The following is a 26,436-nucleotide window of genomic DNA, read 5'->3' as shown; positions in this document are numbered from 1 at the left end:
CTTTAGATATGCCATTTATAAATATCACGATAATAGAGGGTCGCACAGCGGAACAGAAAGAAAAACTGATTTATGAAGTGAGTCATACGGTTTCCGAAGTACTAGATGCCTCTATTGAAACCGTTCGGGTGTGCATTAACGAAATACCGAGCACCCATTGGGGGATTGCCGGAGAGTCTATATATCAACGCAATAATAAATAAAGGTGGGATAAAAGTGAATAGCGTGCAAACAAATGTAAGAGAAGTGAAACTATTTATTAATGGTGAATATGTAGAATCATCTTCACAATCCATCTTTGAAGTGAAAAATCCGGCTACGCAAGAAATAATCGCAACTGTTCATGAAGCAAACTTTGATGATGTAGACCGAGCTTGTACAGCAGCTCGTAAAGCATTTGAAGAAGGCCCATGGCGAACAATGCCGGTATCTGAGCGTTGTGCGAAAATTCGCCGTATGTCCGAAATCATTCTGGAGCGGAAAGAAGAGTTAGCCAGATTAGAGGCAATGGATGTCGGTAAGCCTTATCATGTCGCGATTGAAAAAGAAATTCCAAGGGCCGCTCACAATTTAAAGTTTTTCGCTGATTTTATGGAGAAGCAGGGTGGGGAAGTGTACCCGATGGATGACGAATATTTGAATTATACACGCTATGAGCCAGTAGGTGTAGCCTCTCTTATCACACCATGGAATTTACCATTTATGTTGACGACTTGGAAACTTGGTCCGTGTTTGGCAACCGGTAATACGGCAGTTATTAAACCTGCTGAAATGACGCCATTGACTGTTTCTCTTTTAGGAGAAATAGCGAAGGAAGCCGGGATTCCGGACGGGGTGGTTAATATCATTCACGGATTCGGCCCGCAATCTGCTGGAGAATATATGACAACTCACCCAGAAGTCGATCTGATCTCATTTACAGGCGAAACGTCAACAGGCAAAGCCATTCTGAAAAATGGAGCAGATACATTAAAGAAAGTCTCGTTTGAGTTAGGTGGAAAAGCAGCCAATATTGTGTTTGAAGATGCCAACCTGGATAAAGCGATACCAGTATCTATTCAAGCTGCCTTTATGAATTCGGGACAAGTTTGCTTGGCAGGCTCACGCATTTTAGTGCAGCGTTCAATTATGGATGAATTTGTAGCTCGCTTTAAAAAAGCGGCATCAGAGTTAGTGGTTGGCGATCCGCAGGATGTAAAAACAAACATGGGACCTGTTGTCAGCAATGAGCATTACCAAAAGGTAACAAGTTACTTGCAAATTGCCGAAGAGGAAAACTCCACGCTTGTTTATGGCGGAAAGCGTCCAAAATTACCGGAATATTTAAACGAAGGCTTTTATTTAGAACCAACTATTTATATTCAAGAAAATCCGAAAGCTCGCATTTGTCAGGAAGAAATTTTCGGACCAATCGTTACATTGATTCCATTTGATACTGAAGAAGAGGCACTGCAAATCGCCAATAATACGGATTATGGGTTGAATGGCGTTGTTTGGACTGAAAATTTACAAAGGGCCCATCGTATTTCTCACAACGTTCGAGCAGGCACCATTTGGGTTAACTGCTGGTTTGTCCGTGATTTGCGGGCACCATTCGGAGGATTCAAAAAGAGCGGTGTCGGCAGAGAAGGTGGTCACCATAGTTTGGAATTTTTCACTGAAGCAAAGAATATCTGTATTGCATTGAAGTGAGGCTCACTAGTGATATCCGAAATAATAATTGAAAGAAACCAGCTTAAGGGTCACCTTCAAGCTGGTTTTCTATCTTGATACATAAGAATTCCCCGTCACCCAATACCGCCAAGGATAATGCACCGCCTCACCAGAATTTTGAATGCCGATACGCGGTCCTGATGATATATGTTCTGGCTTATAACCTTCCGCAATATAAAGGGAAGAGTCATAAAAGGTGTGACCATAATCCTTCATGGTGATATTCAGCGCTTTTGTCAGTTTACCGGGTCCGTTCGTCAAATTCTTGATTACGTCTGTGCCTCGTCTTTGTTTCATCAAGTCTATACCTTCGACAGGCTCAAGCGCACGAATCAGCACAGCTTCAGGCTGATCAACTTCCTCGCATACAACGTTCACCAAACAATGAGTGTGCATCACATATGTATAAATGTGCCCAGGTGAATGAAACATAATTTCCGTTCGCTTCGTGCGGCGATAGTTGAAGCTGTGAGCGGCACGGTCAATCGGTCCTTTGTAAGCTTCAGTTTCCACAATGTAACCGGATGTCAAACCATCCTCGCTTTTCTTCACAAGCAGACAGCCAAGCAGATTTTGTGCAAGTTCAAGCGTCGGCGCCTCATAAAATTCCTTCGGTAGTATAGAATGAGTCATCTGAACAAGTCCTTCCTGATATCGTGCTTAAACACATTATAAAGGTAGCATATGCAAAAATGGTCAATGTAAGCTTCATTTTGAATTAATTGAGTTATTATGATTATAATCTAGCACTCCGGCTGTGTTTTTCATTTTTTATAGAGAAGAACGAAAAGTCGGTTACTCAAACCCATTCATTCCCTTACAAGAGCGAAAATCTCATCAAAAGCGGCCGTTTGTTCAACAAAAATCCCTAGTTCCAGCTCGAATCCCTACATTTTGTCTTTACTTTCATTCGAAAATAGGATTTTGTATTGATTATTCGAGGTTTTATTCTGAATGGATAAGGGGCTGCTACAACTTGAGAGTCGTCGCGGAAGATTTGAGAGCGGTCGTGACAAATTTAAGAGTCGTCGCGGAAGATTTGAGAGCGGTCATGACAAATTTGAGAGTCGTCGCGGAAGATTTGAGAGCGGTCATGACAAATTTGAGAGTCGTCACGGAAGATTTGAGAGCGGTCGTGACAAATTTAAGAGTCGTCGCGGAAGATTTGAGAGCGGTCACAGCAAATTTGAGATCGTTCGCGGAAAACCTAAGAGCGGAGAGCTAGAGTTGAGGTTGACAATCCCAATTTGAGATCGCTAGCGGGGTGCTTGAGAGTGGAGGATTAAAGTTGAGAATACTCGCTGAAAGCTTGAGAGTATAGGACAACAATTGAGATCGCTCATCACACAGCCCGAGAGCAGAGCACTAAATTTGCGTTGCGGCATGCCAATGCCAACAAAAAAGCACCCAACCAAAGTCGGGTGCCCATTTAAATGCCCTATTCTTCCAAGTGCATCATACGTGTTAATTTTTTCGAGAATGCAAGCAGGGTTAGACCTAGAACAATTGCCATACCGCCGATTACTGCGAATACTTCGAAGTAACCTAAAGATTGAGTAACAGATGCTAATTGACCTGCTAAGATGTTGGCAACACCGGAGCTTGCTAACCAAACCCCCATTAATAGAGATGCCAGTTTTAATGGAGCAAGACGTGTTACTGTTGATAAACCAACCGGAGATAGGAATAGTTCACCAAGTGTGTGGAACAGGTACGTTAGTACGATGAAAATGATGTGTGCTTTGTTAACGACTGCATCTGCATCATTACCAGTGCGAAGAATCGCAATCAACAAGATTAAGAAACCTGAACCAAGTAAAATCATACCGATACCCATTTTTGTTGGTGAGCTTAAGTCACCGCGTTTAGAGCGTCCAAGTTTCACCCAAAGTGCTGAAACAACTGGTGCTAATAGGACGATGAATAATGGGTTAACAGATTGGAACCAAGCAGTTGGAATTTCGAAGCCGAAGATTGTGCGGTCTACGAAATCGCGTGTATAAAGTGTTAAAGAGCTTCCTGCTTGTTCGAAACCAGCCCAGAAGAAAACAACGAAACATGCAAGAATTAGAACTACAGCTGTACGTTCTTTTTCTACTTTTGTTAATGGTCTGTTGGCAGCTTCGCCTTTTTCAGTTACTGCGCGGCCAGTTGGTTTTTTACCAAGGTCGCCTAAGAATTTGTTTCCTAAAGCATTAAATAGAACTTGTCCAATGATCATACCGATTGATGAAGCAAGGAAGCCCCATTTGTATCCGTAAACCATACCTTCAGGTGTCATGCCGCCCATGATTTTATCAGTGATTAAAGCGATAATTAATGGAGCAAAGAATGCACCGATGTTGATCCCCATGTAGAAAATCGTGAACGCTGCGTCACGTTTTGGATCTTTTTCATCATATAAATCCCCAACTAGTGAAGAAATGTTTGGCTTGAAGAAACCGTTACCGATGATTAATAGAGCCATACCTAAGAATAACGCCCATTTTTCTTGTTGTAAGAAAATGAAGAAGTTACCGAATGCCATTGAAATACCACCGATTGTAATCGCCAGACGTTTTCCAATGTACATATCAGATAACCAACCGCCGATCAATGGTGTGATATAAACGGCACCTGTATAAAATCCGTATATGCTCATAGCAGCAGTTGCGCTCATACCAAGTCCGCCGCTAATCAATTCACTTGTTAAATAAAGAACAAGAATACCTCTCATTCCGTAGTAGCTAAAGCGTTCCCACATTTCAGTGAAGAACAGTAAATACAGCCCTGGTGGGTGCTTTTTACTATTTGTAGTTGCACTCATGATAGTATATTGCCTCCTGAATATTTTACTGCGTTAAAGTTATACTGAAATAAAAACTAACTGAAACCAATTGTAAGGTAATTTTTATATTCGGTCAATTGAATATAAATACTATAGAATATTGTGACAATTACGTTTTTTAAGACAGCAAATATAATAATTCCACAATTCGAACGTTTTGTAAAGGAAAAAATATCATAGTAAAATAATTCCCGTTTATTCATGTTTTCATTCAAAAAGGTTGATGGAAAAGGGTATTTTCATAGTTTCTTCACAAAAGTCAGCGGATATAAAAACAGATAAATTGGTATATTTAGGAGATTAATTGTAAATGAAACAGAAAATTTAAGTATGAAAAAAAGATAATATTATGGTAAAAAAATGAATTATTACCATAAAGTTTATTCCTCCTCAGGCGGAATATTGTTTTTCTAGAGTGGAAAAAAGAAAAACCGTCACCGGTCCTTTTTCATTAGGAATATGCTACTTAGAATTGCCTCAATGAAAAAGGAGCCATGCGGGAACCGAAATGCGGAAGCGGCCCGCAAGTAAGGAACAGCGACTAAGGACGCTACGTCCTGTAGCAACGTCGCTGTGACTCTCGTCCTGAGAGCCTCCGACCTGCATAAGTCGAATCACGTAGGAAATTGTAAAATTTCTGAAGTGATTTGGCTTATGACCTCGAGGGGCTGGCCGCTGCAGCTAGACAATGACTGAAAAGGAACAGCGACTAAGAGCGCTACGTCCGCATATCTTCGTCGCTGTGACTCTCATCGTGAGAGCCCCACTCGTGAAAGCCGATTTTGGTTTCACAGAGTGGATGGCTTAGGACCGAGCATGGCAGGTGTAAGGTTAGACAACGAGAAAAACCGTCACCGGTCCTTTTTCATTAAGTATAAGCTACTTAGAATTGCCTCAATGAAAAAGGAGCCATGCGGGAGGACAAAGACAGCCGCGCCGTGAAACCCGATTTTGGTTTCACAGAGTGGATGGCTTAGGACTGAGCATGGCAGGTGTAAGGTTAGACAGCTATTCAAGTCTAAGTTTTATATTTTCTTCAGAAATAAAAGAACACCGGCCAACTTAAAACCGGTGCTCTTGAGTTTATATTAATTTGAACTAGGTTGCGCATTTCCGTTAAAACGCAGTACTTCCTCAAGCGGCATGTAATCAAAGCCAAGGTCATTGGCAACTGCTTCGAAAGTGATTTGTCCGTATGCTACATTAACGCCATTAGCCAAATCAGGGTTTCTCAGAATCGCTGGAATTGCTCCGAGATTGGCAATTTGCAGGGCGTATGGCACCGTCACATTTGTAAGAGCGATGGTCGAAGTTTGTGGTACCGCTCCCGGCATATTGGCGACAGCATAGTGAACGACGCCATGTTTGACATAGGTTGGGTTGTCGTGTGTCGTAATATGGTCAACTGTTTCAAAAATGCCGCCTTGGTCAATGGCAACATCGACGATTACAGAGCCTGGTGACATGGCGCGCACCATATCCTCAGTTACAAGTTTAGGCGCTTTTGCCCCAGGAATAAGCACGGCTCCAATTACCAAGTCGGATTCCGCGACAGCATTAGCGATATTATAAGGATTAGATATAAGTGTTGTGACTGAATATCCGAATATGTCATCTATTTGGCGAAGACGGTCCGGGCTCAGGTCGATGATTGTGACGTCTGCTCCGAGACCGATTGCAATTTTAGCAGCGTTCGTTCCAACGACACCGGCACCAATGATTGTTACTTTACCGCGTTTCACACCTGGAACGCCGCCAAGCAGTATACCTTTGCCGCCTTCTGATTTCTCAAGGAATTGCGCACCGATTTGGACAGCCATCCTGCCGGCTACTTCACTCATCGGTGTCAATAACGGAAGCGTTCGTCCAGCTGAAACAGTCTCATAGGCGATAGCCAGAACACCGGAATCTTTCAAAGCCTTTGTCAGTGCTGGTTCGGCTGCCAGATGGAGGTAAGTGAATAAGATCAATCCAGGTCGGAAATAAGTATATTCGCTCGCTAAAGGTTCTTTTACCTTCATAATCAGATCCGCTTGCCCCCAAACAAGAGAGGCTTCTTCTATTATCGTAGCACCGGCCGCTAAATAAGCTTCATTTGTAAAACCGCTTCCTTCTCCAGCACCTTTTTCGACCAATACATCATGTCCGGCATTTTTAAAAGCAACTACACCAGCAGGAGTGAGGGCTACACGATTTTCGTTGTTTTTAATTTCTTTAGGAACTCCAATTCGCATGTTTACATAACCTCCATAAAGTATTTAGTCTCTATAATAGAAGTATAAGTTTTAATGGATGTGAAATGTTTGTGACTTTTCTAAAAATAGTAAATAGCCATTTGTATTTTTCTACAAATGGCTAATAGGAGCTTTACTAATCTACTGAAGAAAATGCTTTATATTGCTGAATTAGAAGTTCGAGAAGAAGTGCTGTTTTTATAAGCGGATCTTTCAAATTAACTTGTGCAATTTCACTAATGCGTTTCACTCGATAGTGAATTGTATTGACATGAACGTGCAGATGCTCGGCAACATCGTATAAATTGCCGTCATGCTTCAAGTAAGCTTCCAAGGTTGCGGCAAGTTGTGTTTGGTTTTTCTGATCATAATTGATCAGTGATTGCCATGCAGAGTTGTTAATTGGATGGTTGGACAGTGTCTTCATATATTGATAAAGTCCGAGTGTACCATAATTAATGAGATGATGCTTGCTATCCGGAAACGCCTGCTGTAGCGAGAGGGTATACAGTGCTTCGTCATAGCTGCTGCGTGCTTTTATGTATGTTTCGTAAATATGGCCGCATGCCCCTTGGATGCTGTCGATTTCGAAACGTGTTTTCATTTGTAAAATAAATGCTTGAATAAATTCGGTCAGCGCTTTTGAAAAGTTATCTGGAACTGCAGCGCCTATTAGAATAATCAGTCTCTTTCGGTCAAGTGTATAGAGAGCAGCTTTAATTTTTTGTGTTGTGCTCAGCATATACGAAATTGATTTTTCTGTTGCTTGTGTAATGTCATCTGGAAAATGAAAGACGACGACTGCGTACGGTGTAGGCAACACGAGCGAAAGGTTCAGACAGGATTGCGCAATTTTTGATTCTGATTGAAAGTGCCCGGTCAGCAGTTGCCACAGAAACTCCTGATGGTTTTCCAAATAGCGTTTTTTCTTGAGATGGGCCTGTAACAGCTGGTTTTTCCCCTCTCTGGCAGCGAGCTTTAAAAAAGCTAAATGCTCCTCTGTGAATGTATCCCGCGTCTGCAGTGCCCAAATAAAGCCGAGTACTTCTTCGTTCTTTTTTATGGAGACGGCAGCTCTTGTGCCGAATTCTACATCATTTAAGGAAGGAACAATGACGGGTTCATTTCCTTGAAGAAGAGCGGGCATAAAACCTTCCTTCCAAAGACTGTTGATGATTTTCTCAGGAACTCTGCGTGTCACAATAGTAGAAATTCGCACAGGATCGCTTAAATCATCGTGAATGCTGTATGCAAGTAGCTGATGATGCGCATCTTCTAGTGTCACCGGACAACCAAGCACTGAGCTGATGCGGTCGACAAATTCCGTTAAGTCACCATGCAAACCTGCAAAAATCTGATGCATATTCTCCATACGAAAAGCTCCTTTTCTTTCCATTTTAATACAGAAAGAGGACTTCCGAAACAGAAGTCCTCTTAATCTTAAAAAAATAAATCTAAAATGTAATAGATGATTGCAGCTAGTGAAGCTGAAATCGGCAATGTGATTACCCAAGTAATCAACATGCGCTGAGCTGTACCCCATTTAACGCCTTTGACGCGGTGAGAAGCACCGACACCAAGGATAGAAGATGATATCACGTGTGTTGTACTAACCGGAAGACCAATTGCAGTCGCACCGAAAATAACGCTCGCGCCAGTCAAGTCAGCTGCTACACCGTTTACAGGACGGATTTTCATGATTTTGCCTCCGACCGTTTTGATAATTTTCCAGCCTCCGACAGACGTACCAAGACCCATAGCAAGAGCACAACAGAATTGTACCCAGAAGGCGATGTCAGTTGTTTCTTGGAATCCGTTGGCGATTAACGCCATTGTAATGATCCCCATCGCTTTTTGGGCATCGTTAGTTCCGTGTGTAAATGATTGTAGTGCTGCAGTCGCAACTTGGAAGTAACGGAAACGTTTATTTGTTTTTGGCAAGTTGTTATTTTTAAAGACCACTTTAAAAATGCTGTATATAAGAAATCCTGCTCCAAATGCAAGAATTGGAGATAGGATTAATGCTTGTATGATTTTTACAAAACCGCTTGCATTTAAAGCTGCAAAACCAGCTGCTGCCATTGCCGCGCCGGCGATGCTTCCGATGATTGCATGCGATGAAGAACTCGGAATACCGTAGTACCATGTAATTAAGTTCCAAGCAATACCGGCAATCAATGCCGATAAAATAACGAGCGAGCCTTTGCCGTCCGCTAATGTAAATGGATCGACAATATCTTTTGTAATCGTTTTGGCAACTCCTGTGAAAGCCATGGCTCCAACGAAGTTCATGGTTGCTGCCAAAATGATTGCATGTCTAGGTTTTAAAGCCTTTGTTGAAACAGATGTAGCAATTGAGTTGGCTGTATCATGAAAGCCGTTAATGAAGTCAAAAGCTAAAGCCATTACAACAATCAATATGGTAATGAGTAATAAAGAATCCATTCAGTCAGTCTCCTTAAGCGTTCTTCATAATGATTGTTTCAAGTGTATTGGCAACTGTTTGGCAGTTGTCCGCCACATCTTCAAGAGACTCATAGATTTCTTTATATTGAATAATGCGGATCGGATCTTTTTCGACCGCAAATAAGTTTTTGATGCTTTGACGCTGAATGCCGTCACAAATTGATTCATAATCTTTTATTTTAATAGCATGTTGTCGAATTTCCAATAACTTCTTATTAGAAAGCAATTCTATTGCTTTGCCGATTTCATATGTGCTGTTACGGATGTTTTCTACGAATTTCGTGATATACTCATCTGTTTCAACGATGGAATACATTTCGAAAAGGGCAGCGCAATGCTCAAGGCCATCCATTACGTCATCCATTGTCATAGCAAGCAGGAGAATATCTTCACGCTCAATCGGTGTGATGAAAACTTTGTTTAGTTCTTTAATTACTTCGTGAACATATGAATCTGCTTTATGTTCGTAATCTTTCATTTTTTCTGTATAGACTTTAAGGTCGCTAATATTGTTTATTTTACTGTTTGCAAAATAATCAGCGCCCTCTTTAAGGTTAATTGAGATGTCACTTAAAAGGACAAAAAACTTATCCTTCTTTTTTGCGTTGAAAACCATTATTTTTCCCCCATGTCCCAAGAACTAAAATTTTGTCGATTTTTGAAACCAACCTTCATCATTTTACTGTTAAATTACTGTTAGATAAAGCAAAACAATCTAAATTTACAAAAACTTAATATTTCGAGGTTTGCGAAATTAACTCTGTAATACAAAATTTACAAGAAAAACCGTTACCGGTCCTTTTTCATATGAATATGCCACTTAGGTTCACTTCAATGAAAAAGGAGATATGCGGGAACCGAAAAGTGGAAGCGGCCGGCAAGTAAGGAACAGCGACTAAGGACGCTACGTCCGCATATCTTCGTCGCTGTGACTCTCGTCCTGAGAGCCTCCGACCTGCATAAGACGAATCACGTAGGGAAATGTAAAATTTTGGAGGGATTTGGCTTAGACCATAGAGCTGTCAACTTCATCACTTATCAGTCATGAAGTTGACAAGATACTCTAGGAAGATTCTCCAAGATGAAAACTGGCTGGTCGCTGCAGCTAGACAAAGTTTAAGAAGGAACATCGGCTAAAAGCACCACGTCCGCATGTCTTCACCGATGGACCTACATCCTGTAGGCCTCCGAGCATGGCAGGTATAAGGATAGACATTCATCTAAGTGTGAAAATATATACTTATCTTACAAAACGACAAAAAAGGACCCAATCTTTTGGATTAGGTCCTTTGTTATTTCTTATTTTTTGAAATGGGATAGCTAATCTAACCTACTGTAGCTGGCTCCGAATTCTTGAGCATGTGCTCTACCAACAGAACTGTTGACAGTTTTTCTATTGGAATATTGGTGGATTGTCGATAAATGGCGCTTCAATTTCTATGTTTTCTTCTGTTATAGGATGCTTAAATTGAATTTTATAGGCATGCAACGCTTGGCGCGGGAAAATCGGTTTGCCGCCATAAAGTGTATCGCCGGCTAGCGGGTGACCGATGTGGCTTAAATGGACGCGAATTTGATGCGTGCGGCCCGTGTCCAGTGTGCATTGAACAAGCGTTAGATCGTTCTTGCGATCATAGTGCAATGTTTCATAATGGGTAATAGCTTTTTGACCGGTCGGCGAAACGCGTCGTCTCGTTGCATGGTGGCGGTCACGTCCGATATTTGCGGAAATCGTTCCTTTTCTTTGTGAAAGTTTTCCGTGAACGAGCGCTTTGTAGGTGCGCTTAATGCGACGCTCATCAAGCATGCGCTGTAATATCGCACCTGTAAATGCATTTTTTGAAAAAACAATTGCACCGGTCGTGTCTTGATCCAGACGGTGAATATGGCGAAGCTCGCAGTTCTCACCTTCTGTCAGTAAATGATAGGCGACAGCATTTAGCAAGGATTGTGTTTGTCCCGGCTCTGAAGGGTGTGTCTCGAGCCCAGCAGGTTTATTGACAACGAGCAAGTCGTCGTCTTCATATAAAACGTCAATTTCAATGAAAGCTGCTTCCGTCAATTGTACTTCATGCTTGTAAACAGGCAGATAAAGCTGGAAGCCTTTTTTAAGCGGTTCTGTCCATTTTGCTGCTGTACCGTTCAATAAGACGTCCTTGGACATACGCCACTCGTGCACAAGTTTTTTCGGGGCTTTGTAAATGTTTTTCAGTATCTCTTCTATTGTAAGGCCTGCCCATTTTTCCGGAATAACGATTTCCAGATAGGAGCCTTTTCGATTTGTTTTTATCATCATTATCATTCCTCTGCATATCCATCTAATTGCTAAATGTACCATATTTTCATTAAGGGAGAAAGTAACAGAAGATTGTTTATCGAATTGTGCGAATAATGTGTTATGATATTGTGGGGTAAGGGAGATTTTTTATTAAGACGGTTAAGGTGGGGGGATTATTGAAAATCGTATATGGCTCTACGAAAGAGCAAGATGAGACAATTGAGCAACTGCTATCCTATTTGCGAAATTCAATACTGCCGCTATATGCAGCAGAAGAAGAGCTAGCGATGTATGACGGCATGGGGCTGCTGCAATTTGACAGTGCTAGAAAGCTGTACAATGGAACGCTGAAAGAAGCATTTCAGGTAATGTCAGCTTTACAAACAGTGACTTTAATTATTGAGAATGAAGATAAATTTGATGCTGAAGAGTACTTAAAATACATTGATAAATTCAACTTTAATGTCGACCTTTTAAATTATTTTGGCTTGTTTTTCCCATTTAACTTTCAGTATTTTAAAAATACAGGATCACAGCCACAACGAAATAACGACAAAACTCAACTATCCGCACAATACTATATGTAAAAATAAAACGCCGATTTTTCGGCGTTTTTCTTTTTGAAGTGTGCTCGGTAGGGAATGAAGGATAGTGCTGTCGCAGGCAGGGTATTGTTCTGTGGCGGGAAATAGTACTTCTTGCCATGACTAGCAAGCAAAGGTGGCCTTTTGTTAACAAAAAGTAAGCAAATCAGGAAGAAGAGCAAAGCAATTTAATGAAAAGCCAGCCGATTTGAGGGATTTTTTCAGGAAAGTGGCCTTAATCCTACGAGATAAAAGCCATCTTCAAGAAGAAATAGCGCCATCGCAGAGGGGATAGCGCCCTGAATCTAAGGATAGCGTCGTCGTGGAGGAAGATAGCGCGGTGAAAGAAATTATAGCGTCTTCGCAACGAGGGATAGGGCTTTCGAGCATGGAATAGCGCTGTCGACCGGACAATAGCGCTGTCGCCGGCAGGTGTGCTGTTCTTTGGAGGAAATCAGTACTTCCTGCCATAGCTAGCGAGTATAAAAGTGGCCTTTTGTTCAACAAAAAGAAAGAAAATCTGGAAGAAGAGCAAAGTAATTTAACGAAAAGCCAGCCGATTTGAGGGCATAAGCAGGGGAGCTAATCCATATTCAATATGATTTTCTCAATTTCAGCGAGTCTAAAGCCAGAATAGAGCGCGAGATGGCGAAGATAGAGCGTGAAATGAAATTATAGAGCGCGAGATGGCGAAGACAGAGCGCGAAATGAAATTATAGAGCGCGAGCCGGCAAAGATAGAGCGGGAAACGAAATTATAGAGCGCGGGCTAGTTATGATAGAGCTCCTGAGCTATTGATAGAGCGGCAGCACCGCGATTAGAGAGTGACATTATCGGGGCAGGACTGCAAATAGGGCATAGTGCCGCTATCTTAGCAAAACAAAAGCGGTGCACGAATCATCGCCACACCGCTTGTCTCTATTATGCTTTATGAAATTATAAAGTTTCACATTGTGTATAAGTTAAAATTAGTTTATCGATGTCCAGCTTCAGAGCCCAGCATCTATTGCCCTTTGGAAACCTCCCTTCGTTAAGTCAACGCTGAAATGTGGAACATCGAATCACTGTCGTTCTTCGTGTTTCCTTTAACTTCGGGAGGGTGAAACAAAGACTAAAACCGCCACGTCCGCATGTCTTCGTCTTTGTGACTCTCATCCTGAGAGCCTCAGTTCATACAGTGCTTTTTAGAGGGCGCCCTGCGCTTTTGTTTATTCAGTTACAGTAGTCTCAAAAAACTTCTCGTATGTTGCTGTATCGGCAGCACCAACTAAGCGTTCTTTTTCTTTTCCGTTTTCAAAGACGATTAAAGTAGGTGTGCTTTCAATTTCGAATTCTTTTGTTCCTTCTGGAAACTCAATCAAATTATATTGACCGACGTAAAGGTCCAAGTTTTTTGATGCTTCCATTAAGTGTGGTGTCGCTTGCTTACAGTATGAGCAGAGCGGACTGTAAAAATACACAATTGCATCTTCTTCGTTGTCCAGTGTTTCTTCAAGTTCCTTAGGTAAAATGATGTTTTGATAATTCTCATCATCGAGCTGCGCGATTGTTTCTGCGTGCAATCGATCTTTGCCGAACGGATTATCCTCTGCTTTTTCTGTGTTTTGAATGCTTGTCATATACGCGATACCAACGAAAAGTACCGCAATTATGACTAAAAATATCACGATTTTTTTCATAATTAATTCCCCTTTGTGTTCTTCCATATGATTAAGCTGCAAATGAAAATGATGATAAACGCAGTAAGCGCCAGGAATGGTATCGTGATGAAGCCGAGCCAGTTGATGTATTCACCGGTGCAAGGGACTGATCCGCAGCTTGGAGCTGAATCCTGCAGGAATGTTAATTTTTGTAGGCTGTAATGATAAGCAGAAATCAAGATGCCGATGCCGGATAGAATCATTGAGTATAAGCTGATTTGAAAGTCTTTTTTCACGACGGCAATGCCTAAGATGATTGTGAAAGGATACATGACGATACGTTGATACCAGCAGAGGGTACAAGGTATTAGTTCCCTTATTTCTGAAAAGTACAAACTTCCGAATGTTGCGATAATTGAAGTCGCCCAGGCGATAAACAAGATGTTTTCTTTTGTTTTTTCTCTCATAATGAATCCCCGCTTTCATACTAACCAAATTATAGTATAGGAAAACAAAGACTGTCTATTGCAAAAACTTTTCATTAAAAAGTAAACAGCAAACAGAGCTAGCCATTTTAGCTCTGTTTGCTGTTAAATTCGTCTTGTTTCAAGTTTTTAACAAAAGTGACAACAATTTGAACGACACCAAAGAAAGTAAGTATATTTTTAAAAAGGTACGTGAAACTAATGGTATACTCCGCAAGCTACGTCTTGCTCAACCATCATGGATGTTGCATGCTCGATGTAGCGAAGCAATGTGTAGAGATTGCGCTGGATGACAGTGTAATCGTGTTCAAAGTGATAAGCATGTAAAAAATGTTCTATTTTCTTGGATAAAAATTGATCTTCAGTCCGCACCATCAGAATCAATAAATTATCCCACTCGGATCGATGCGAGTAATAAAGCGCTCGATCATAATCATTTTTGTTCATCTCTTGCCTCCTTGATTAGGAGTTACTTGTATTTTGTGCAGGTTTGCTGATTCATTTACCTTGCAAAACTTGGACAAGCTTGATTTTAGGCGAGTATATATTACCACTGCGTTTGGAGTGTTGTTATGAAGATGCTTATACCTTTTTTGCTGCTTCAGCTCATGACGGGCGCTGAACTGGAAATAATAAAAGAAAAACCGTATACATATGAACAGATGCTCAAAGAGGTAAATGAAATTGAAGAAAACGTGCATTTGAAAGTCGGTTCAATTGGAAAGAGTGAGCAAGGGAGAACGATTCCGTATATTCAAATTGGAACAGGCAAACAACAGATGCTTCTTGTCGGAACTCACCATGCAAGAGAATGGATCACGAGTCAATTCCTTATGCGTCTTGTTCATGAATATATACAAGCATATGAATCAGAAATACAGATTGGCCGTTATCCTTCCTCCCTTCTTGACGAAGTATCGATTGTCGTCATTCCGATGCTGAATCCGGATGGTGTCGTCATTCAGCAATATGGGTTGCAAGCCGCACATAACCTCAATGAGAAATTGAAGCTGTTGGGCATGAACCGTTTTCGCAGCGATTTCAGCCGATGGAAGGCAAATGGATTAGGAGTTGATTTGAACCGTCAATATCCGGTCGGCTGGGAAGAATTAAAGAAGATTCCGGCTTGGCCATCCTTTAAGCAATACCGCGGTCAAAAACCGGCGGAAGCTATTGAAGTGCGCCAGCTTATTGAATTTACTGAGAAAATCAAACCGGAAATAGCCATTGCCTACCATACATCAGGACAAGAAGTGTATTGGTATTATAAAAACAGCCGAGAGACAGTGGAAAGAGATTTTGATCTTGCAGCCAAAATTGCCAAAAAAACGGGCTATGCACTCTCTTTTCCGGAAAAAGAAGCGGTAGGCGGGGGATACACGGACTGGTTTATTTCGACATATCACAAACCAGGATTTACGATCGAAATGTGCGAAAGCGTCGAAGAAACCAATCCGCCCCTGTCATGTCTGCAATCTGATTGGGATGGAAATAAAGTAGTTCCGCTCATGTTGATTAAACAACTCGTGCGAACTAAACCTTATTTACATTAAAGTTTTCCTGAATAAGCTGCCAAACTTGCGGGAAAGACATGCCGAGCTTCCAAAAAGCCATTCCCCGCAAGTTCAGTTCTTTTAACAAATTGAACTTCGCCTGAATGGAACGGGCATCTTCGAACCAAACTTCATGAGCTCGACCGGAAGCATCTCTATATCGGAAGAACGGTGCTTGAGCTCTTGTATCATATTGAATGACCGCATTATTTTCTCTCGCGATGTCAATTGCTTGCTGAGGGCTGATGGCACGAGCTATTGAACCCGGACGGAATGGCAGCGTCCAATCGTAGCCGTATAAATTTTGACCCATGATAACTTTATTTGGCGGAATAACACTTGTGGCATAAGTCAGCACGTCGCGAACAGGTCCGATTGGCGATACCGCTTGGGCTGGCCCGCCACTGTAGCCCCATTCATACGTCATAATGACAACAAAATCAACAACAGCTCCAACCGCCTCATAGTTATGCCCGGCAGTCCAAGGTGTTACTTGTTGCTCGCTCGTCTTTGGAGCCAATGCTACAGAGGTTGAAATTCCTTGTCCCGCAAGCGTATCATGCACTCTACTTAAGAAATTAACAAACGCATTACTATCCTCAGGCCGCAAACGCTCCATGTCGAAATGAACATTAGTGAATCCATACTTTCTGGCGAGGACGACAATGTTATCAATCAAAGTGGATTGAACGCCCATATCATTGAGTACAATTTGTGCGAGTTCTGTGCTGAAAGCATCGTTTTCTAAATTGGTTATGACCATCATCGGAGTGGTACTTTGCTGTGAACCAATTGTCGGGAGATTCCCTAGCGGTGGTTCCTTTAGTGCCCCGTCCCGTTGAATTTCAAAGCTGAAAGGAGCCAAATAAGATAAGTAGGGAACGGCCTGCCTGGCACTGTTTTCTAGAGAGGTTGATACAGTGCTGCCTCTGGGTACTATATAACCGACAAATGTTGCATCCGTGTTAGTTCTAGGCGGAATGTACAATCTTGTTCCGACGTTCAGCGGAGCATCAACAGAGATTTTATTGATACCCGCTAGCTCACTGACAGGTATACCGACTTTTTGGCTTATTGTTGTTAAAGTATCGCCGGGTTGAACAAAATAATAGCTTCCGGTTATCGGGATAACAAGTGCCTGACCTACAACTAGCTGATTTGGTGCTCTTAATTCATTGGCGGATATAATTTGGTCAGGCGATGTATTGTATGCTTGGGCAATGCCATAAACACTTTGTCCCGGTGTTACTACATGAATTTGCATTTGTTTTCCTCCATTGCTGATTTTCTTCCCTATTGTATGTTTCATGTACATAAAGTTTGAGTTGTACTAATCATTTTTACGAGTATAATTAATTGAATATTTAGTTCTTTCAAGGGGAGAATAATGATGAAAATTTTAGTTTTCGGCGGGACACGTTTTTTCGGGAAAGCATTGGTGCATCGTTTGTTGGAAAATGAACATGAAGTGACGATTGCGACACGTGGGCAAACTAAAGATGATTATGGTACGTCTGTAAAAAGAATAATTGTAGATCGTGAAAATAAAGCGAGTTTACAACAAGCGATTGGCGACCAAGAATTTGATGTTGTTATTGATAATATTTGCTACAGTCCGGATGATGCCAAAATTGCAATTGAGGTATTGTCAGGCAAGGTAGGAAAATACGTGTTTACGTCGACGATGGCTGTTTATGACCAGGCAGAAAAGCTGGAAGAAACGGGCTTTAATCCTTATGAGTATCCGCTGAGAGAAGGAAGTCGCCACGATTTTTCCTATGGAGAAGGAAAGCGATTGGCGGAGGCTGTATTTTTTCAAAAGGCAGATTTTCCGGTAGTGGCTGTTCGCTTCCCAGTAGTTCTCGGAAAAGATGATTACACGAAGCGCCTGCATTTTTATTGCGAGCGAATTGTTAATCAGCACCCGGTCAACTTGGTTTATGGAGAGCTTTGCTTCGTTTTGGATCTAGAAGCAGCGAGGTTTTTGGAATGGTGCTCCTTTAATGAATATAGCGGACCAATTAATGCGTGCAGCAATGGTACAATCTCAATGGTCGAGATTATACATTATATAGAAGAAATTAGCGGCAAAAAGGTAATGGAGAGTGAATTAGGGGAGGCAGCGCCTTACAATTGGATTGTAGATTATATTGTATCCAATCATAAGGCGACAGAGCTTGGCTTTACGTTTGAGAATTTAAAGGACTATATTTATGAATTGCTGGATGGGTATGTTGAAGAATTGAAATAGCGGGGAGCTGTCGGCTTTCTGGCCGGCAGCTTTTTTCTGCCAGCGCGCTATTCAAGGGTCGAGCACCCTATGTCCGCCGCGAAGGCGCTATAATTTTCTCACCGCGCGATCTTTGCTCGCGATGACGCAATAAATTCTCTCACCGCGCGATCTTTGCTCGTGACGACGCAATAAATTCTCTCACCGCGCGATCTTACTTAGTGACGCCGCAATCCTTAGACCCAGCGCGCTATTCTTCTTGCGAGGGAGCTATTTTTTTAATAAAACTTCTTAGAATTGCCTATAATGGAGCTGCTTCTTTGCTTAATCTCTCAAATTGGCTGGCTTTTTGTAAAATTTATTGGTTTCTCTTCAATGTTTGTATCTTATGGTGAACGAAATGCCAGTTTAAAAAAATAAAGCTGTCAACCGGTTGGCCGACAGCTTCATTATTTATCTCCTTACGTTCTTCCGCTTGTTCTCTCTGGAGATTTGCTTCAAAGCACTCATGCTTCCGAACATATTATTGATTTTTTCTTTTTCGCGCTGCTCTGCTTTCAGATCCTGGTAAGCTAGTTCTCGTTGCAATTTTCGGTAGCTTTGCAGTCGTTCCGGTGCCAGTTGCCCATTGGCGATCGCTTCTTTTACTGCACAGCGGGGTTCGCTTTCATGTTTACAGTCGCTAAAGCGGCAGTTCTCGGCGTATTCTTCAATGTCGGTAAAAGAACTCGATAAGTCAGCACTCTCGATTTGCAGCTCGCGCATGCCCGGAGTGTCGATTATGACGCCGCCCTCAGGTATTTCAAGCAACTGTCTATGAGTAGTAGTGTGCCGACCTTTGCCATCCGAGCGAATGCCGCTTGTTTGCAATAACTCCTGACTGATGATTCGGTTGATGAGTGTGGATTTACCTACACCGGATGAACCGATGCAAGCCGCTGTTTTTCCTTCTCCAATCAGGGATTTAATCTCCGTTATACCTTCATCGGTGAGCAGAGACACAGGAATGACATCGACCCCGAAGGCAACTGCCGAGACCTCAGCTAGCCGTCTTTCAAGATCTTCACATAAATCAGCTTTAGTCAGGACAACGACAGGTATTGCTGAACTATCCCAAGCAATTGCAAGATAGCGCTCCAAACGGCGCAAATTAAAATCGTTATTCAACGCCATGCATATAAAGACGGTATCTATATTAGCAGCGACAATTTGTCGGTTGTTTGCAGTTCCGGCCGCTTTTCGTTCGAACTTGCTTTTGCGTGTCAGCAGATGATGAATGATGGCTGTACCATGTTCACCCGAGTTGCGGTCAATCATGACCCAATCGCCGACAGCCGGATAATCTGCAGTATCAAGAGTATGGAAGCTCATTTTACCGGATACCTTTGCCTGCAATTCCCCATGTTCACTTATCACTTTATATAAATCTTTATGCTGCGAAGAAATTCTCGCGGCGAATAAATGCTCATATTGAAGAGCCTCTTGTTTTAATGATTCTGTAAAACCGATTTTCTCTAAGTTATTCATGTTTCCTCCTAATTAAGTATGAGGAGGAGTGGCAGAGGCTATTAGTCTGCAAATACCTCCTCGAAAGATTCGATTCTTCTGCTTTTAATTAGTGTATAAATCATAATGCATCATCTCCTTTCAAGTTTCTTTGCAGTAGCACAAGTATAGTATACATTATTTTAGGGATAATTTGGCATGAAAGCTGCGGGATTTGAACGAAGTAATAGGAAAGAGGCATTACAGAAGGTGATGGTTGCGATATTCACATGCTTTCGCTTTATATGCTTCATACAACTTTCTGTTCTGTTCTTCATTAATAGCAGCTTCTTTCGTTTTCGGTATTTTTTTAATCGATACGATAAAAAATAATAAATTAATTGTCATTTTGTTCACAACCTTTAAATGTTTTGTCATCTTCAAATAGCGGATCATCAATTTGAAAGCCAATTGTGGAGAGGTAATAGTAATTGCCGTCCTCATCTTCTTCCTCCGATTCGAATAGTTCGTTTACCAGTGTTTTATATTTGTCTAGCCACGCTTTAAATTTTTCTTCTTCCATCTTAACCTCGAACTGCATGGCAATTTTCGCTTTATTTTTTTGAAAAGCTTCATCTGGCGCTGTCAGTGCTCGAACTTTGGCACGAGACCATATATTCAAATAGAAACTACGATAAAATTCTTCGAAATCATTTGCTTGCGGAAGCAACTGCTCATCGGGAATGAAGCTTCTGGCAACGGCTCTGTAAAACTTTTGGACAATCCCGTTTTTCTCTTCCTTCTGCACAACATGAATTAATCCATTGTTCTCCAATTCTGTCAGTGCATAATGTACTTTGGAGCGGGCAACTTCCAGCATCTTGGCAAGCTGTTGACCTGTGTATGCTTGCTCTAATAACAGAGTCAAAACTTGATTTTTAAAAGGATCGCCGAGTACTTTCAGTTGATTGTGGTTAGTAATGATTTTTATATTCTTTTGTTCGAACATTTTCACACGAGCTCCTTTTTTGAAACGAGTGATTTTTTTAACTAACCTGATAATAAAACAATTACCAAAAATTGTAAATGGGTTATCGTATTATTTTTTTATTAGTTTTAAAAGCATATATTTTGTCCTCGGCAAATACGTCATTTTCTGGCGTCCTTTTCATACTATGAGTTAAGGAGTGTAATAAGGGAGGGTTATTATGAGGCTGGAAGAACAGCAACTGGAAAAGGCGATTGATGAGATTACTGAGATTGCGAAAGGATTTGGGCTGGACTTTTATCCGATGAGGTATGAAATTTGCCCGAGCGAAATCATTTATACATTCGGCGCATATGGTATGCCGACACGGTTTTCACACTGGAGCTTTGGGAAGCAATTTCATAAGATGAAGCTTCATTACGACTTCGGATTGAGCAAAATTTATGAGCTTGTGATTAACTCCAATCCTTGCTATGCATTTCTGTTGGATTCTAATTCATTAATTCAAAACAAACTGATTGTGGCGCACGTTTTGGCGCATTGCGACTTTTTCAAAAATAATATTCGTTTCCAAAATACGAAGCGGGATATGGTAGAAAGTATGGCAGCAACGGCCGACCGCATTCGCCAATATGAAATTGAACATGGAAAAAAAGAGGTGGAGGAATTTTTGGATGCGGTGCTGGCAATTGAAGAGCATATCGATCCTGCACTTCATCGTCCGATTTCAACATTAGATTTGGAGGAGGAAGAAGTAGAGATTGTGAAACCGGCTCCCTCTCCATATGATGACTTATGGAACTTGGAAAAGAAGGAAAAAAAATCGGAAACGAGAGCTAAAAAGCATAAAAAATTTCCTGCAAAGCCTCAAAAGGACCTGTTGCTGTTCATTGAGCAATATAGCCGGGAACTAGAGGATTGGCAGCGCGATATTTTGACGATGATGCGCGAGGAAATGCTTTATTTCTGGCCGCAGCTCGAGACGAAAATCATGAACGAAGGCTGGGCATCCTACTGGCATCAACGAATCTTGCGCGAAATGGATTTAACGCCTGGCGAGTCTATTGAATTTGCGAAACTGAATGCTGGTGTCGTGCAGCCTTCTCGCACAAGCATCAATCCGTATTACTTAGGTTTGAAAATTTTCGAGGATATTGAAGAACGCTTTAACAATCCGACAGAAGAGATGAAGCACCGCGGTGTCGAGCCTGGTTCGGGCCGCCAGCAAATGTTTGAAGTACGTGAAATCGAATCGGATATCTCTTTCTTACGCAACTATTTGACGAAGGACCTCGTCATGCGTGAGGATATGTATTTATTCCAAAAGCAGGGCAAGGATTATAAAATCATCGATAAAGACTGGGAGCATGTGCGCGATCAGCTTGTCAGCATGCGCGTCAACGGTGGATTCCCGTATATCACTGTCAATGAAGGTGATTATATGCGCAACGGTGAGCTGTATTTGAAGCATTGGTACGAGGGAATCGAGCTTGATGTGAAGTATTTGGAGAAGGTGCTGCCGTACATTTATCAGCTCTGGGGCAGAGGTGTTCACTTGGAGACGAAGATTGAGGAGAAGCCGATTTTGTATACGTATGATAGTAAGGGGATTTATAAGAAGTATTTGTGAGGATGGAGTCAGTGGGAGACCACTGACTTCAATGTTTTAGAACAATTTGGAGCATTATATGTACATGGACTTACATCCTATCATTAGGAGTATAGTTGTATTATTTGCTATTTTTAAATTTATCTGTTATTCTTAAGAAGAATTATTTTTGTTCGTTTTCAGATTGAGAAGCGATTTTGATTTTCGTCTAAGGTATTTGAGCAAGGATAGTAACACATTGTGTGGAAATCCACACTAGGAGGCAACAATTATGGAACAAGGTAAAGTGAAATGGTTTAATGCAGACAAAGGTTTTGGATTCATCGAGCGTGAAGCTGGAGAAGACGTATTCGTACATTTCTCAGCAATCCAAAGCGAAGGCTTCAAATCTTTAGACGAAGGTCAAAGTGTAACTTTTGACGTAGAACAAGGACAACGTGGCCCACAAGCTACAAATGTTCGCAAAGCTTAATAAAAGCTAATGATGGCCCCTACATTTGTAGGGGCTATTTTTATGTTCTTTTAATTAATCAGTCGATCCAAAAAGCCCTATTCAATAAATGAATAGGGCTTGTGCAACAAATCGTATCAGAAACAAGTAATGCAAATGGTAGACTCAGTATAGCACAGTGCTTGTATAATCCCTAATATTAAACACTTGCCATAATATTATCAATAAAAAGGAGATGAACTGCTCAATATTCATCTCTTTTTTTATATAGGCTCTGTTATTGTTCAATGTTGACTTTGACAGATTACGTTGATTGGAGCGGAGGGCGGCGACTCCTGCGGGATGAAGCAGGCAGGCCGAGAAACCGCAAGAGCAAAGCGATGAGGAGGCTTGGCGCTATGCCCCGCGGAAAATGTCCGACCGCAGCGGAAATCAACAATATCGTTTAACAGAGCCTTTATATAATAGAGAACGCATAAATGGATTTATCTAAGGGTATAGCCTGAATATGCGCAATTTTCTACAATAGAGTAAGAATGCAACATATATTCTAAATAGGGTGGAGGTACATATATGACTAATGGAGAAAGATTTGAAATGGCCTATAACTGTTGATGAACTCATGTACTGTTATTAAAAAAGGAGATTGCTCAATGGACAACCTCCTTTTTGTTTATTTTATTTTAATTAAACTGTGATTAAATAAATACTTGAACGGCAGGTGATCATAAATAACAAAAGACTGCCAATAGCTTTAGATAGAAAAATAATAAGATAAATAATGCATGTAGGAGATAGAGGTTCTGTTATGATGGATGACAACATATGGGATTTTAGATGATGTATAGGTGCGTTGTAGCATAGACAATTGCGATAAATATTGAAAAGAAGGTCTAACGGCAATACCCATTAAATAAGCGGATTGATTGCTATTCGGTTTCCTCACTTCATTAAGAAATTGAATCATTTGCTCAGCAGTGTTGATTCCGGTTCCATGACCTAAAAATGAACCATTTTCTAAAAGAATCGCATTTTCACCGCGCCACCAAGGTAACTTGCGGTCAAAGTCCGGATTATTAAAATAGACGACATCGCCAGGTAAAAAATAGTCAGTTTTAATGGTTTGAATGCCGAGGTCGGGATCGGCATGCCAACTGTATAAATAGAGGTTTTGAAAAAATTGATTAAACAAACTCTCACCAATCAAATTCAGAACAGCGTCATAATAAATGATAATGATGGCTGTTGCACATTCAAACGCATACAAATAACTGTTCTTAAAAATATCTCGTATTGCTTCAGCTGGCTGAACGGTCGGCTTTAATTGAAATCCTCCTTGTTTAGTCACATACCAATATTGAGGGTTAGCTGTCGAGTATTTAAACTCTTCGAAGGTAGCCTCGCTTTGGATCATTGCGTGTCCGCTCTTGATAATATTTTTTCGTAAATCGATTTCAAATTGAAGTTCATTAGCGGTTTCGTATAAATACAAATAAGGAGAAGCTTGCATACTTTTTATGATGCTGTTTTCGATACTTCCTGCAAATCCCGGGTCTTTTTGTTGGAAAGGCATACTTGATATTTGAATCATATAACTCCCCATCTCTTATTTTAGTATCTTAATGGATGTATATGTAGTTTAAAGTAAAAGTATATGTAAGATAAAAAAGAGCGGAATCCAAAGCTGTTGGAATCGCTTTTTTTACTTATACCTAGAAAAGGATAGTTTTAATGACGAGATGGTTAAAAAACATCATTATTCGGACTTGCGTATTATTTGCTATCTGTTCATTTTTCTGTTACTCTTAAGAGGAATTATTTTTGTTCGGTTTCAGAAACGATTTTGATTTTCGTCTAAGGTATTTGAGCAAGGATAGTAACACATGTGCATAGCACTAGGAGGCAACAATTATGGAACAAGGTAAAGTAAAATGGTTTAACGCAGAAAAAGGTTTTGGATTCATCGAGCGCGAAGGCGGAGAAGACGTATTCGTACATTTCTCAGCAATCCAAGGCGAAGGTTTCAAATCTTTAGACGAAGGTCAAAGTGTAACTTTTGACGTAGAACAAGGACAACGCGGTCCTCAAGCTACTAACGTTCAAAAAGCTTAATTTGAAGCTATGAAATAGATCCTGCTTATGCAGGGTCTATTTTTTTTTGCCTACAGGATGTAGGTCCATCGGCGAAGACATACGGACGTGGCGCCTTTAGCTGATGCTCCTTTTTATACGAGCCGGCTAGCAAAACAAAAATGAAAAAGGACCGGTGACGGTTTTTCTGAAAGGCTGTTTTCGTAAACTTTGTTGTTTTTGAATGAATTTGATTAATTTGGAAGAAACACTATATAATGATTATATATTCCGAAAATGGGAGGTTTAAAATGAAAAATAGTTTAGGTATTATTATAGGTTTCACTATTTTAGGTCTTTTTCTAATGGTCATATCCAGAGAAGTAACAGATAAAGTGGGTGTTAGCAGTGAATACAGGTATGACTTGGTTCCTGCTAATGAAAATAATATCATTATTTTTGACAAGCAATCAGGCGAATATTGGACTAAATTCATACCAAGTGATGAAGGACCTACAACTTGGGAAAAGGGCGATTCTCCAATAAGAAGTAGTGACAAATAAGTATTCCATTAAAGGACTTAAACATCTCAAAGTTACGTTTGAGGTGTTTTTTATCCACTTCTTAACCCATCTACCGTCATAGGATTGGATTTTTGGCAAGCCGAAATAAGCATTTGCTCAACACGTTTTTCAAATGCTACATTTTTGCTTAAATCCAACCATCGAAACCAGTAGAGGTAATTATCAAAATAATGAGTCGCAACACCTTGAAAACGACTTAACCACTTTTTAAAACGGTTGTGGGCGTTATTGACGTGTTGTATGTGGAATATTCCCTTTTTTACACGTTCCTTTTGTCGCTCGTTAATGGTCTCGTGTTGTAATCCCTTATTTTTAGCAAACTTTTTGTAATTGGTAGCAGTATCAGTACACAATAAAGCTGAAAGATTGATATATTCCCCTATCACAGCATCAATTTCCTCCGCTTTTACCCGTCCCGTTCCTGCTTTACGAGCAATCAAATTTCCGTTACGGTCCTGAGCAAATACCACCGCAATTTTAAGATTTGAAATACCTCGCTTTTTATCTTTTTCTCCTCGTTTTTTTGCTTTTCGGTGAGTGAATTTACGTCCTTTAAGTGATTCACGAAAGAAAGTTTCATCTGATTCCACAATTCCTTGTAATTGATTAAAACCCAGACTACCTAATGCATATAAAATCTTATGTCGCCAGTAAAAAGCAGTAGAGATATGAATATTAAGACGTTTAGCTATTTTTGGTAAGGTGTAACCCTCGACCATTAATTCAATGTATTTTAACCACTTTTCAGGATAGCGAGAGCCTGAGAATGGTGTATTAGTCATATCGTTGAACGACTTACCACAATCCTTGCATAAATAACGTTGTCTTGAACGGTACTTACCATTACGTTTAATAGACATACTTCCACAATGAACACAACCCAAACCAGAGGCGAATCGAGATTCACGAATTCTTTTGAGTAACGCTGTTATTTTATCTGGTTCTTCTGGAAATAAATCTTGTTTAATCGCATTAAATAATACCATTTGCTCCGATTTGGTTAATTCGCTGAACCCTTCATACACATCTTCCCACACGTTTGTTCGCCTCCTTGAACCGCATTATATCAACCTTTTTATAGTCTGGTCAAGAAAGCCACAATTAATACGAAAACAGCCTTCTGAAAAGATAAGAAAGCATTCCTGTATTGAAGCAAAATGAAGTTTGAACAAAAAAAGCCTCCTTGGTATGATACGAGGTGTCCAGTGCACGGGACCCTTAAATAACCAAAGGAGGACT

Annotated in this window: 26 protein-coding genes; 10 read left to right on the top strand and 16 right to left on the bottom strand. The window is 40.8% G+C overall.

Annotated features, from left to right (window positions below; translation table 11 throughout):
• Positions 1-8: 8 nt before the first annotated feature.
• A complete protein-coding gene (locus IEO70_RS01935; protein ID WP_190996676.1) occupies positions 9-203 on the top strand; it encodes a 2-hydroxymuconate tautomerase family protein in 195 nt (64 codons plus the stop codon).
• Between the two features lie 13 nt (positions 204-216).
• Positions 217-1,692 carry an aldehyde dehydrogenase gene (locus tag IEO70_RS01930; protein WP_190996675.1) on the top strand — a complete coding sequence of 492 codons (1,476 nt, stop codon included), beginning with the start codon at positions 217-219 and terminating at the stop codon, positions 1,690-1,692.
• 69 nt (positions 1,693-1,761) lie between these two features.
• Here the strand turns inward: IEO70_RS01930 and IEO70_RS01925 are convergent, their stop codons facing one another.
• The gene (locus tag IEO70_RS01925) at positions 1,762-2,346 is read right to left on the bottom strand and encodes a DNA-3-methyladenine glycosylase (RefSeq protein ID WP_190996674.1); all 585 of its coding nucleotides are present in this window, start codon (positions 2,344-2,346) and stop codon (positions 1,762-1,764) included.
• Between the two features lie 321 nt (positions 2,347-2,667).
• On the opposite strand from IEO70_RS01925, the gene IEO70_RS01920 reads away from it, so the two are divergent.
• Positions 2,668-2,964 carry a hypothetical protein gene (locus IEO70_RS01920; protein WP_190996673.1) on the top strand — a complete coding sequence of 99 codons (297 nt, stop codon included), beginning with the start codon at positions 2,668-2,670 and terminating at the stop codon, positions 2,962-2,964.
• 187 nt (positions 2,965-3,151) lie between these two features.
• Here IEO70_RS01920 and IEO70_RS01915 read toward each other — a convergent pair whose 3' ends face one another.
• The 6 genes from IEO70_RS01915 to IEO70_RS01890 all read right to left on the bottom strand — a co-directional run bounded on the left by IEO70_RS01915 (position 3,152) and on the right by IEO70_RS01890 (position 11,533).
• On the bottom strand, positions 3,152-4,519 hold the full coding sequence (locus tag IEO70_RS01915) for a peptide MFS transporter (RefSeq protein ID WP_190996672.1): 1,368 nt from the start codon (positions 4,517-4,519) through the stop codon (positions 3,152-3,154).
• A gap of 1,109 nt (positions 4,520-5,628) precedes the next feature.
• Positions 5,629-6,774 carry an alanine dehydrogenase gene (ald, locus tag IEO70_RS01910; protein WP_190996671.1) on the bottom strand — a complete coding sequence of 382 codons (1,146 nt, stop codon included), beginning with the start codon at positions 6,772-6,774 and terminating at the stop codon, positions 5,629-5,631.
• Between the two features lie 136 nt (positions 6,775-6,910).
• On the bottom strand, positions 6,911-8,146 hold the full coding sequence (locus IEO70_RS01905; RefSeq protein WP_190996670.1) for a PucR family transcriptional regulator: 1,236 nt from the start codon (positions 8,144-8,146) through the stop codon (positions 6,911-6,913).
• A 68-nt stretch (positions 8,147-8,214) separates the two neighbouring features.
• Positions 8,215-9,219, bottom strand: a complete 1,005-nt coding sequence (locus IEO70_RS01900) for an inorganic phosphate transporter (RefSeq protein WP_190996669.1) — start codon at positions 9,217-9,219, stop codon at positions 8,215-8,217.
• A 13-nt stretch (positions 9,220-9,232) separates the two neighbouring features.
• Positions 9,233-9,856, bottom strand: a complete 624-nt coding sequence (locus IEO70_RS01895) for a DUF47 domain-containing protein (protein WP_190996668.1) — start codon at positions 9,854-9,856, stop codon at positions 9,233-9,235.
• Positions 9,857-10,633: 777 nt separating this feature from the next.
• Positions 10,634-11,533 (bottom strand): RluA family pseudouridine synthase, encoded by a 900-nt coding sequence (locus tag IEO70_RS01890; RefSeq protein WP_190996741.1) that lies wholly within the window; start codon positions 11,531-11,533, stop codon positions 10,634-10,636.
• Positions 11,534-11,694: 161 nt separating this feature from the next.
• Here IEO70_RS01890 and IEO70_RS01885 point away from each other — a divergent pair, with 161 nt between their 5' ends.
• Positions 11,695-12,105 carry a DUF5365 family protein gene (locus tag IEO70_RS01885; RefSeq protein WP_190996667.1) on the top strand — a complete coding sequence of 137 codons (411 nt, stop codon included), beginning with the start codon at positions 11,695-11,697 and terminating at the stop codon, positions 12,103-12,105.
• Positions 12,106-13,310: 1,205 nt separating this feature from the next.
• Here IEO70_RS01885 and IEO70_RS01880 read toward each other — a convergent pair.
• From IEO70_RS01880 to IEO70_RS01870, 3 genes are all read right to left on the bottom strand, one after another.
• Positions 13,311-13,781, bottom strand: coding sequence for a thioredoxin family protein (locus IEO70_RS01880; protein ID WP_190996666.1), 471 nt, complete (start codon positions 13,779-13,781; stop codon positions 13,311-13,313).
• A 2-nt stretch (positions 13,782-13,783) separates the two neighbouring features.
• A complete protein-coding gene (locus tag IEO70_RS01875; RefSeq protein ID WP_190996665.1) occupies positions 13,784-14,209 on the bottom strand; it encodes a disulfide oxidoreductase in 426 nt (141 codons plus the stop codon).
• Between the two features lie 216 nt (positions 14,210-14,425).
• Positions 14,426-14,674: a YhdB family protein gene (locus IEO70_RS01870; protein WP_190996664.1), complete on the bottom strand. Its 249-nt coding sequence runs from the start codon at positions 14,672-14,674 to the stop codon at positions 14,426-14,428.
• Between the two features lie 125 nt (positions 14,675-14,799).
• On the opposite strand from IEO70_RS01870, the gene IEO70_RS01865 reads away from it, so the two are divergent.
• Positions 14,800-15,780 (top strand): M14 family zinc carboxypeptidase, encoded by a 981-nt coding sequence (locus IEO70_RS01865; protein ID WP_190996663.1) that lies wholly within the window; start codon positions 14,800-14,802, stop codon positions 15,778-15,780.
• Here IEO70_RS01865 and IEO70_RS01860 read toward each other — a convergent pair.
• On the bottom strand, positions 15,761-17,044 hold the full coding sequence (locus IEO70_RS01860; RefSeq protein ID WP_190996662.1) for a glycoside hydrolase family 18 protein: 1,284 nt from the start codon (positions 17,042-17,044) through the stop codon (positions 15,761-15,763). The genes IEO70_RS01865 and IEO70_RS01860 overlap by 20 nt on opposite strands.
• 123 nt (positions 17,045-17,167) lie before the next feature.
• Between IEO70_RS01860 and IEO70_RS01855 the strand changes: the two genes are divergently transcribed.
• Positions 17,168-18,031 (top strand): NAD-dependent epimerase/dehydratase family protein, encoded by an 864-nt coding sequence (locus IEO70_RS01855; RefSeq protein WP_190996661.1) that lies wholly within the window; start codon positions 17,168-17,170, stop codon positions 18,029-18,031.
• Positions 18,032-18,463: 432 nt separating this feature from the next.
• Here the strand turns inward: IEO70_RS01855 and rsgA are convergent, their stop codons facing one another.
• The 3 genes from rsgA to IEO70_RS01840 form a co-directional block, all read right to left on the bottom strand.
• A complete protein-coding gene (rsgA, locus tag IEO70_RS01850; RefSeq protein ID WP_190996660.1) occupies positions 18,464-19,537 on the bottom strand; it encodes a ribosome small subunit-dependent GTPase A in 1,074 nt (357 codons plus the stop codon).
• A 219-nt stretch (positions 19,538-19,756) separates the two neighbouring features.
• Positions 19,757-19,903, bottom strand: a complete 147-nt coding sequence (locus IEO70_RS01845) for a YrzI family small protein (RefSeq protein WP_190996659.1) — start codon at positions 19,901-19,903, stop codon at positions 19,757-19,759.
• On the bottom strand, positions 19,893-20,504 hold the full coding sequence (locus tag IEO70_RS01840) for an ArsR/SmtB family transcription factor (RefSeq protein ID WP_190996658.1): 612 nt from the start codon (positions 20,502-20,504) through the stop codon (positions 19,893-19,895). Before IEO70_RS01840 ends, IEO70_RS01845 begins: the two co-directional genes overlap by 11 nt.
• Positions 20,505-20,703: 199 nt before the next feature.
• On the opposite strand from IEO70_RS01840, the gene IEO70_RS01835 reads away from it, so the two are divergent.
• A complete protein-coding gene (locus tag IEO70_RS01835; RefSeq protein WP_190996657.1) occupies positions 20,704-22,113 on the top strand; it encodes a SpoVR family protein in 1,410 nt (469 codons plus the stop codon).
• 250 nt (positions 22,114-22,363) lie between these two features.
• Entirely contained in the window at positions 22,364-22,564 is a 201-nt protein-coding gene (locus IEO70_RS01830; RefSeq protein WP_190996656.1) for a cold-shock protein, read from the top strand.
• A 733-nt stretch (positions 22,565-23,297) separates the two neighbouring features.
• Here the strand turns inward: IEO70_RS01830 and IEO70_RS01825 are convergent.
• Positions 23,298-24,134 (bottom strand): protein-glutamine gamma-glutamyltransferase, encoded by an 837-nt coding sequence (locus IEO70_RS01825; protein WP_190996655.1) that lies wholly within the window; start codon positions 24,132-24,134, stop codon positions 23,298-23,300.
• 320 nt (positions 24,135-24,454) lie between these two features.
• On the opposite strand from IEO70_RS01825, the gene IEO70_RS01820 reads away from it, so the two are divergent.
• Both IEO70_RS01820 and IEO70_RS01815 read left to right on the top strand, forming a co-directional pair.
• The gene (locus tag IEO70_RS01820) at positions 24,455-24,655 is read left to right on the top strand and encodes a cold-shock protein (RefSeq protein WP_049671990.1); all 201 of its coding nucleotides are present in this window, start codon (positions 24,455-24,457) and stop codon (positions 24,653-24,655) included.
• 269 nt (positions 24,656-24,924) lie between these two features.
• The gene (locus IEO70_RS01815) at positions 24,925-25,176 is read left to right on the top strand and encodes a hypothetical protein (protein ID WP_190996654.1); all 252 of its coding nucleotides are present in this window, start codon (positions 24,925-24,927) and stop codon (positions 25,174-25,176) included.
• A 50-nt stretch (positions 25,177-25,226) separates the two neighbouring features.
• Here IEO70_RS01815 and IEO70_RS01810 read toward each other — a convergent pair whose 3' ends face one another.
• Positions 25,227-26,234: an IS1595 family transposase gene (locus tag IEO70_RS01810; RefSeq protein ID WP_190996653.1), complete on the bottom strand. Its 1,008-nt coding sequence runs from the start codon at positions 26,232-26,234 to the stop codon at positions 25,227-25,229.
• Positions 26,235-26,436: the final 202 nt, after the last annotated feature.

It is taken from the genome of Peribacillus faecalis, assembly GCF_014712675.1.
GTDB lineage: Bacteria > Bacillota > Bacilli > Bacillales > DSM-1321 > Bacillus_AD > Bacillus_AD faecalis.
Note: the sequence above shows the minus strand (reverse complement) of the source record. Positions and strands in the feature narration are given on the sequence as shown.

Excerpts from the sequence above, each read along its gene's own strand:
- IEO70_RS01925 (WP_190996674.1), bottom strand. The coding sequence starts at position 2,346 with ATGACTCATTCTATACTACCGAAGGAATTTTATGAGGCGCCGACGCTT.
- IEO70_RS01915 (WP_190996672.1), bottom strand. The coding sequence starts at position 4,519 with ATGAGTGCAACTACAAATAGTAAAAAGCACCCACCAGGGCTGTATTTA.
- IEO70_RS01830 (WP_190996656.1), top strand. The coding sequence starts at position 22,364 with ATGGAACAAGGTAAAGTGAAATGGTTTAATGCAGACAAAGGTTTTGGA.
- IEO70_RS01840 (WP_190996658.1), bottom strand. The coding sequence starts at position 20,504 with ATGTTCGAACAAAAGAATATAAAAATCATTACTAACCACAATCAACTG.
- ald (WP_190996671.1), bottom strand. The coding sequence starts at position 6,774 with ATGCGAATTGGAGTTCCTAAAGAAATTAAAAACAACGAAAATCGTGTA.
- IEO70_RS01905 (WP_190996670.1), bottom strand. The coding sequence starts at position 8,146 with ATGGAGAATATGCATCAGATTTTTGCAGGTTTGCATGGTGACTTAACG.
- IEO70_RS01870 (WP_190996664.1), bottom strand. The coding sequence starts at position 14,674 with ATGAACAAAAATGATTATGATCGAGCGCTTTATTACTCGCATCGATCC.
- IEO70_RS01895 (WP_190996668.1), bottom strand. The coding sequence starts at position 9,856 with ATGGTTTTCAACGCAAAAAAGAAGGATAAGTTTTTTGTCCTTTTAAGT.
- IEO70_RS01860 (WP_190996662.1), bottom strand. The coding sequence starts at position 17,044 with ATGCAAATTCATGTAGTAACACCGGGACAAAGTGTTTATGGCATTGCC.
- IEO70_RS01880 (WP_190996666.1), bottom strand. The coding sequence starts at position 13,781 with ATGAAAAAAATCGTGATATTTTTAGTCATAATTGCGGTACTTTTCGTT.
- IEO70_RS01935 (WP_190996676.1), top strand. The coding sequence starts at position 9 with ATGCCATTTATAAATATCACGATAATAGAGGGTCGCACAGCGGAACAG.
- IEO70_RS01890 (WP_190996741.1), bottom strand. The coding sequence starts at position 11,533 with ATGATAAAAACAAATCGAAAAGGCTCCTATCTGGAAATCGTTATTCCG.
- IEO70_RS01855 (WP_190996661.1), top strand. The coding sequence starts at position 17,168 with ATGATGAAAATTTTAGTTTTCGGCGGGACACGTTTTTTCGGGAAAGCA.
- IEO70_RS01920 (WP_190996673.1), top strand. The coding sequence starts at position 2,668 with ATGGATAAGGGGCTGCTACAACTTGAGAGTCGTCGCGGAAGATTTGAG.
- IEO70_RS01815 (WP_190996654.1), top strand. The coding sequence starts at position 24,925 with ATGAAAAATAGTTTAGGTATTATTATAGGTTTCACTATTTTAGGTCTT.
- rsgA (WP_190996660.1), bottom strand. The coding sequence starts at position 19,537 with ATGAATAACTTAGAGAAAATCGGTTTTACAGAATCATTAAAACAAGAG.
- IEO70_RS01820 (WP_049671990.1), top strand. The coding sequence starts at position 24,455 with ATGGAACAAGGTAAAGTAAAATGGTTTAACGCAGAAAAAGGTTTTGGA.
- IEO70_RS01825 (WP_190996655.1), bottom strand. The coding sequence starts at position 24,134 with ATGATTCAAATATCAAGTATGCCTTTCCAACAAAAAGACCCGGGATTT.
- IEO70_RS01875 (WP_190996665.1), bottom strand. The coding sequence starts at position 14,209 with ATGAGAGAAAAAACAAAAGAAAACATCTTGTTTATCGCCTGGGCGACT.
- IEO70_RS01865 (WP_190996663.1), top strand. The coding sequence starts at position 14,800 with ATGAAGATGCTTATACCTTTTTTGCTGCTTCAGCTCATGACGGGCGCT.
- IEO70_RS01900 (WP_190996669.1), bottom strand. The coding sequence starts at position 9,219 with ATGGATTCTTTATTACTCATTACCATATTGATTGTTGTAATGGCTTTA.
- IEO70_RS01835 (WP_190996657.1), top strand. The coding sequence starts at position 20,704 with ATGAGGCTGGAAGAACAGCAACTGGAAAAGGCGATTGATGAGATTACT.
- IEO70_RS01845 (WP_190996659.1), bottom strand. The coding sequence starts at position 19,903 with ATGACAATTAATTTATTATTTTTTATCGTATCGATTAAAAAAATACCG.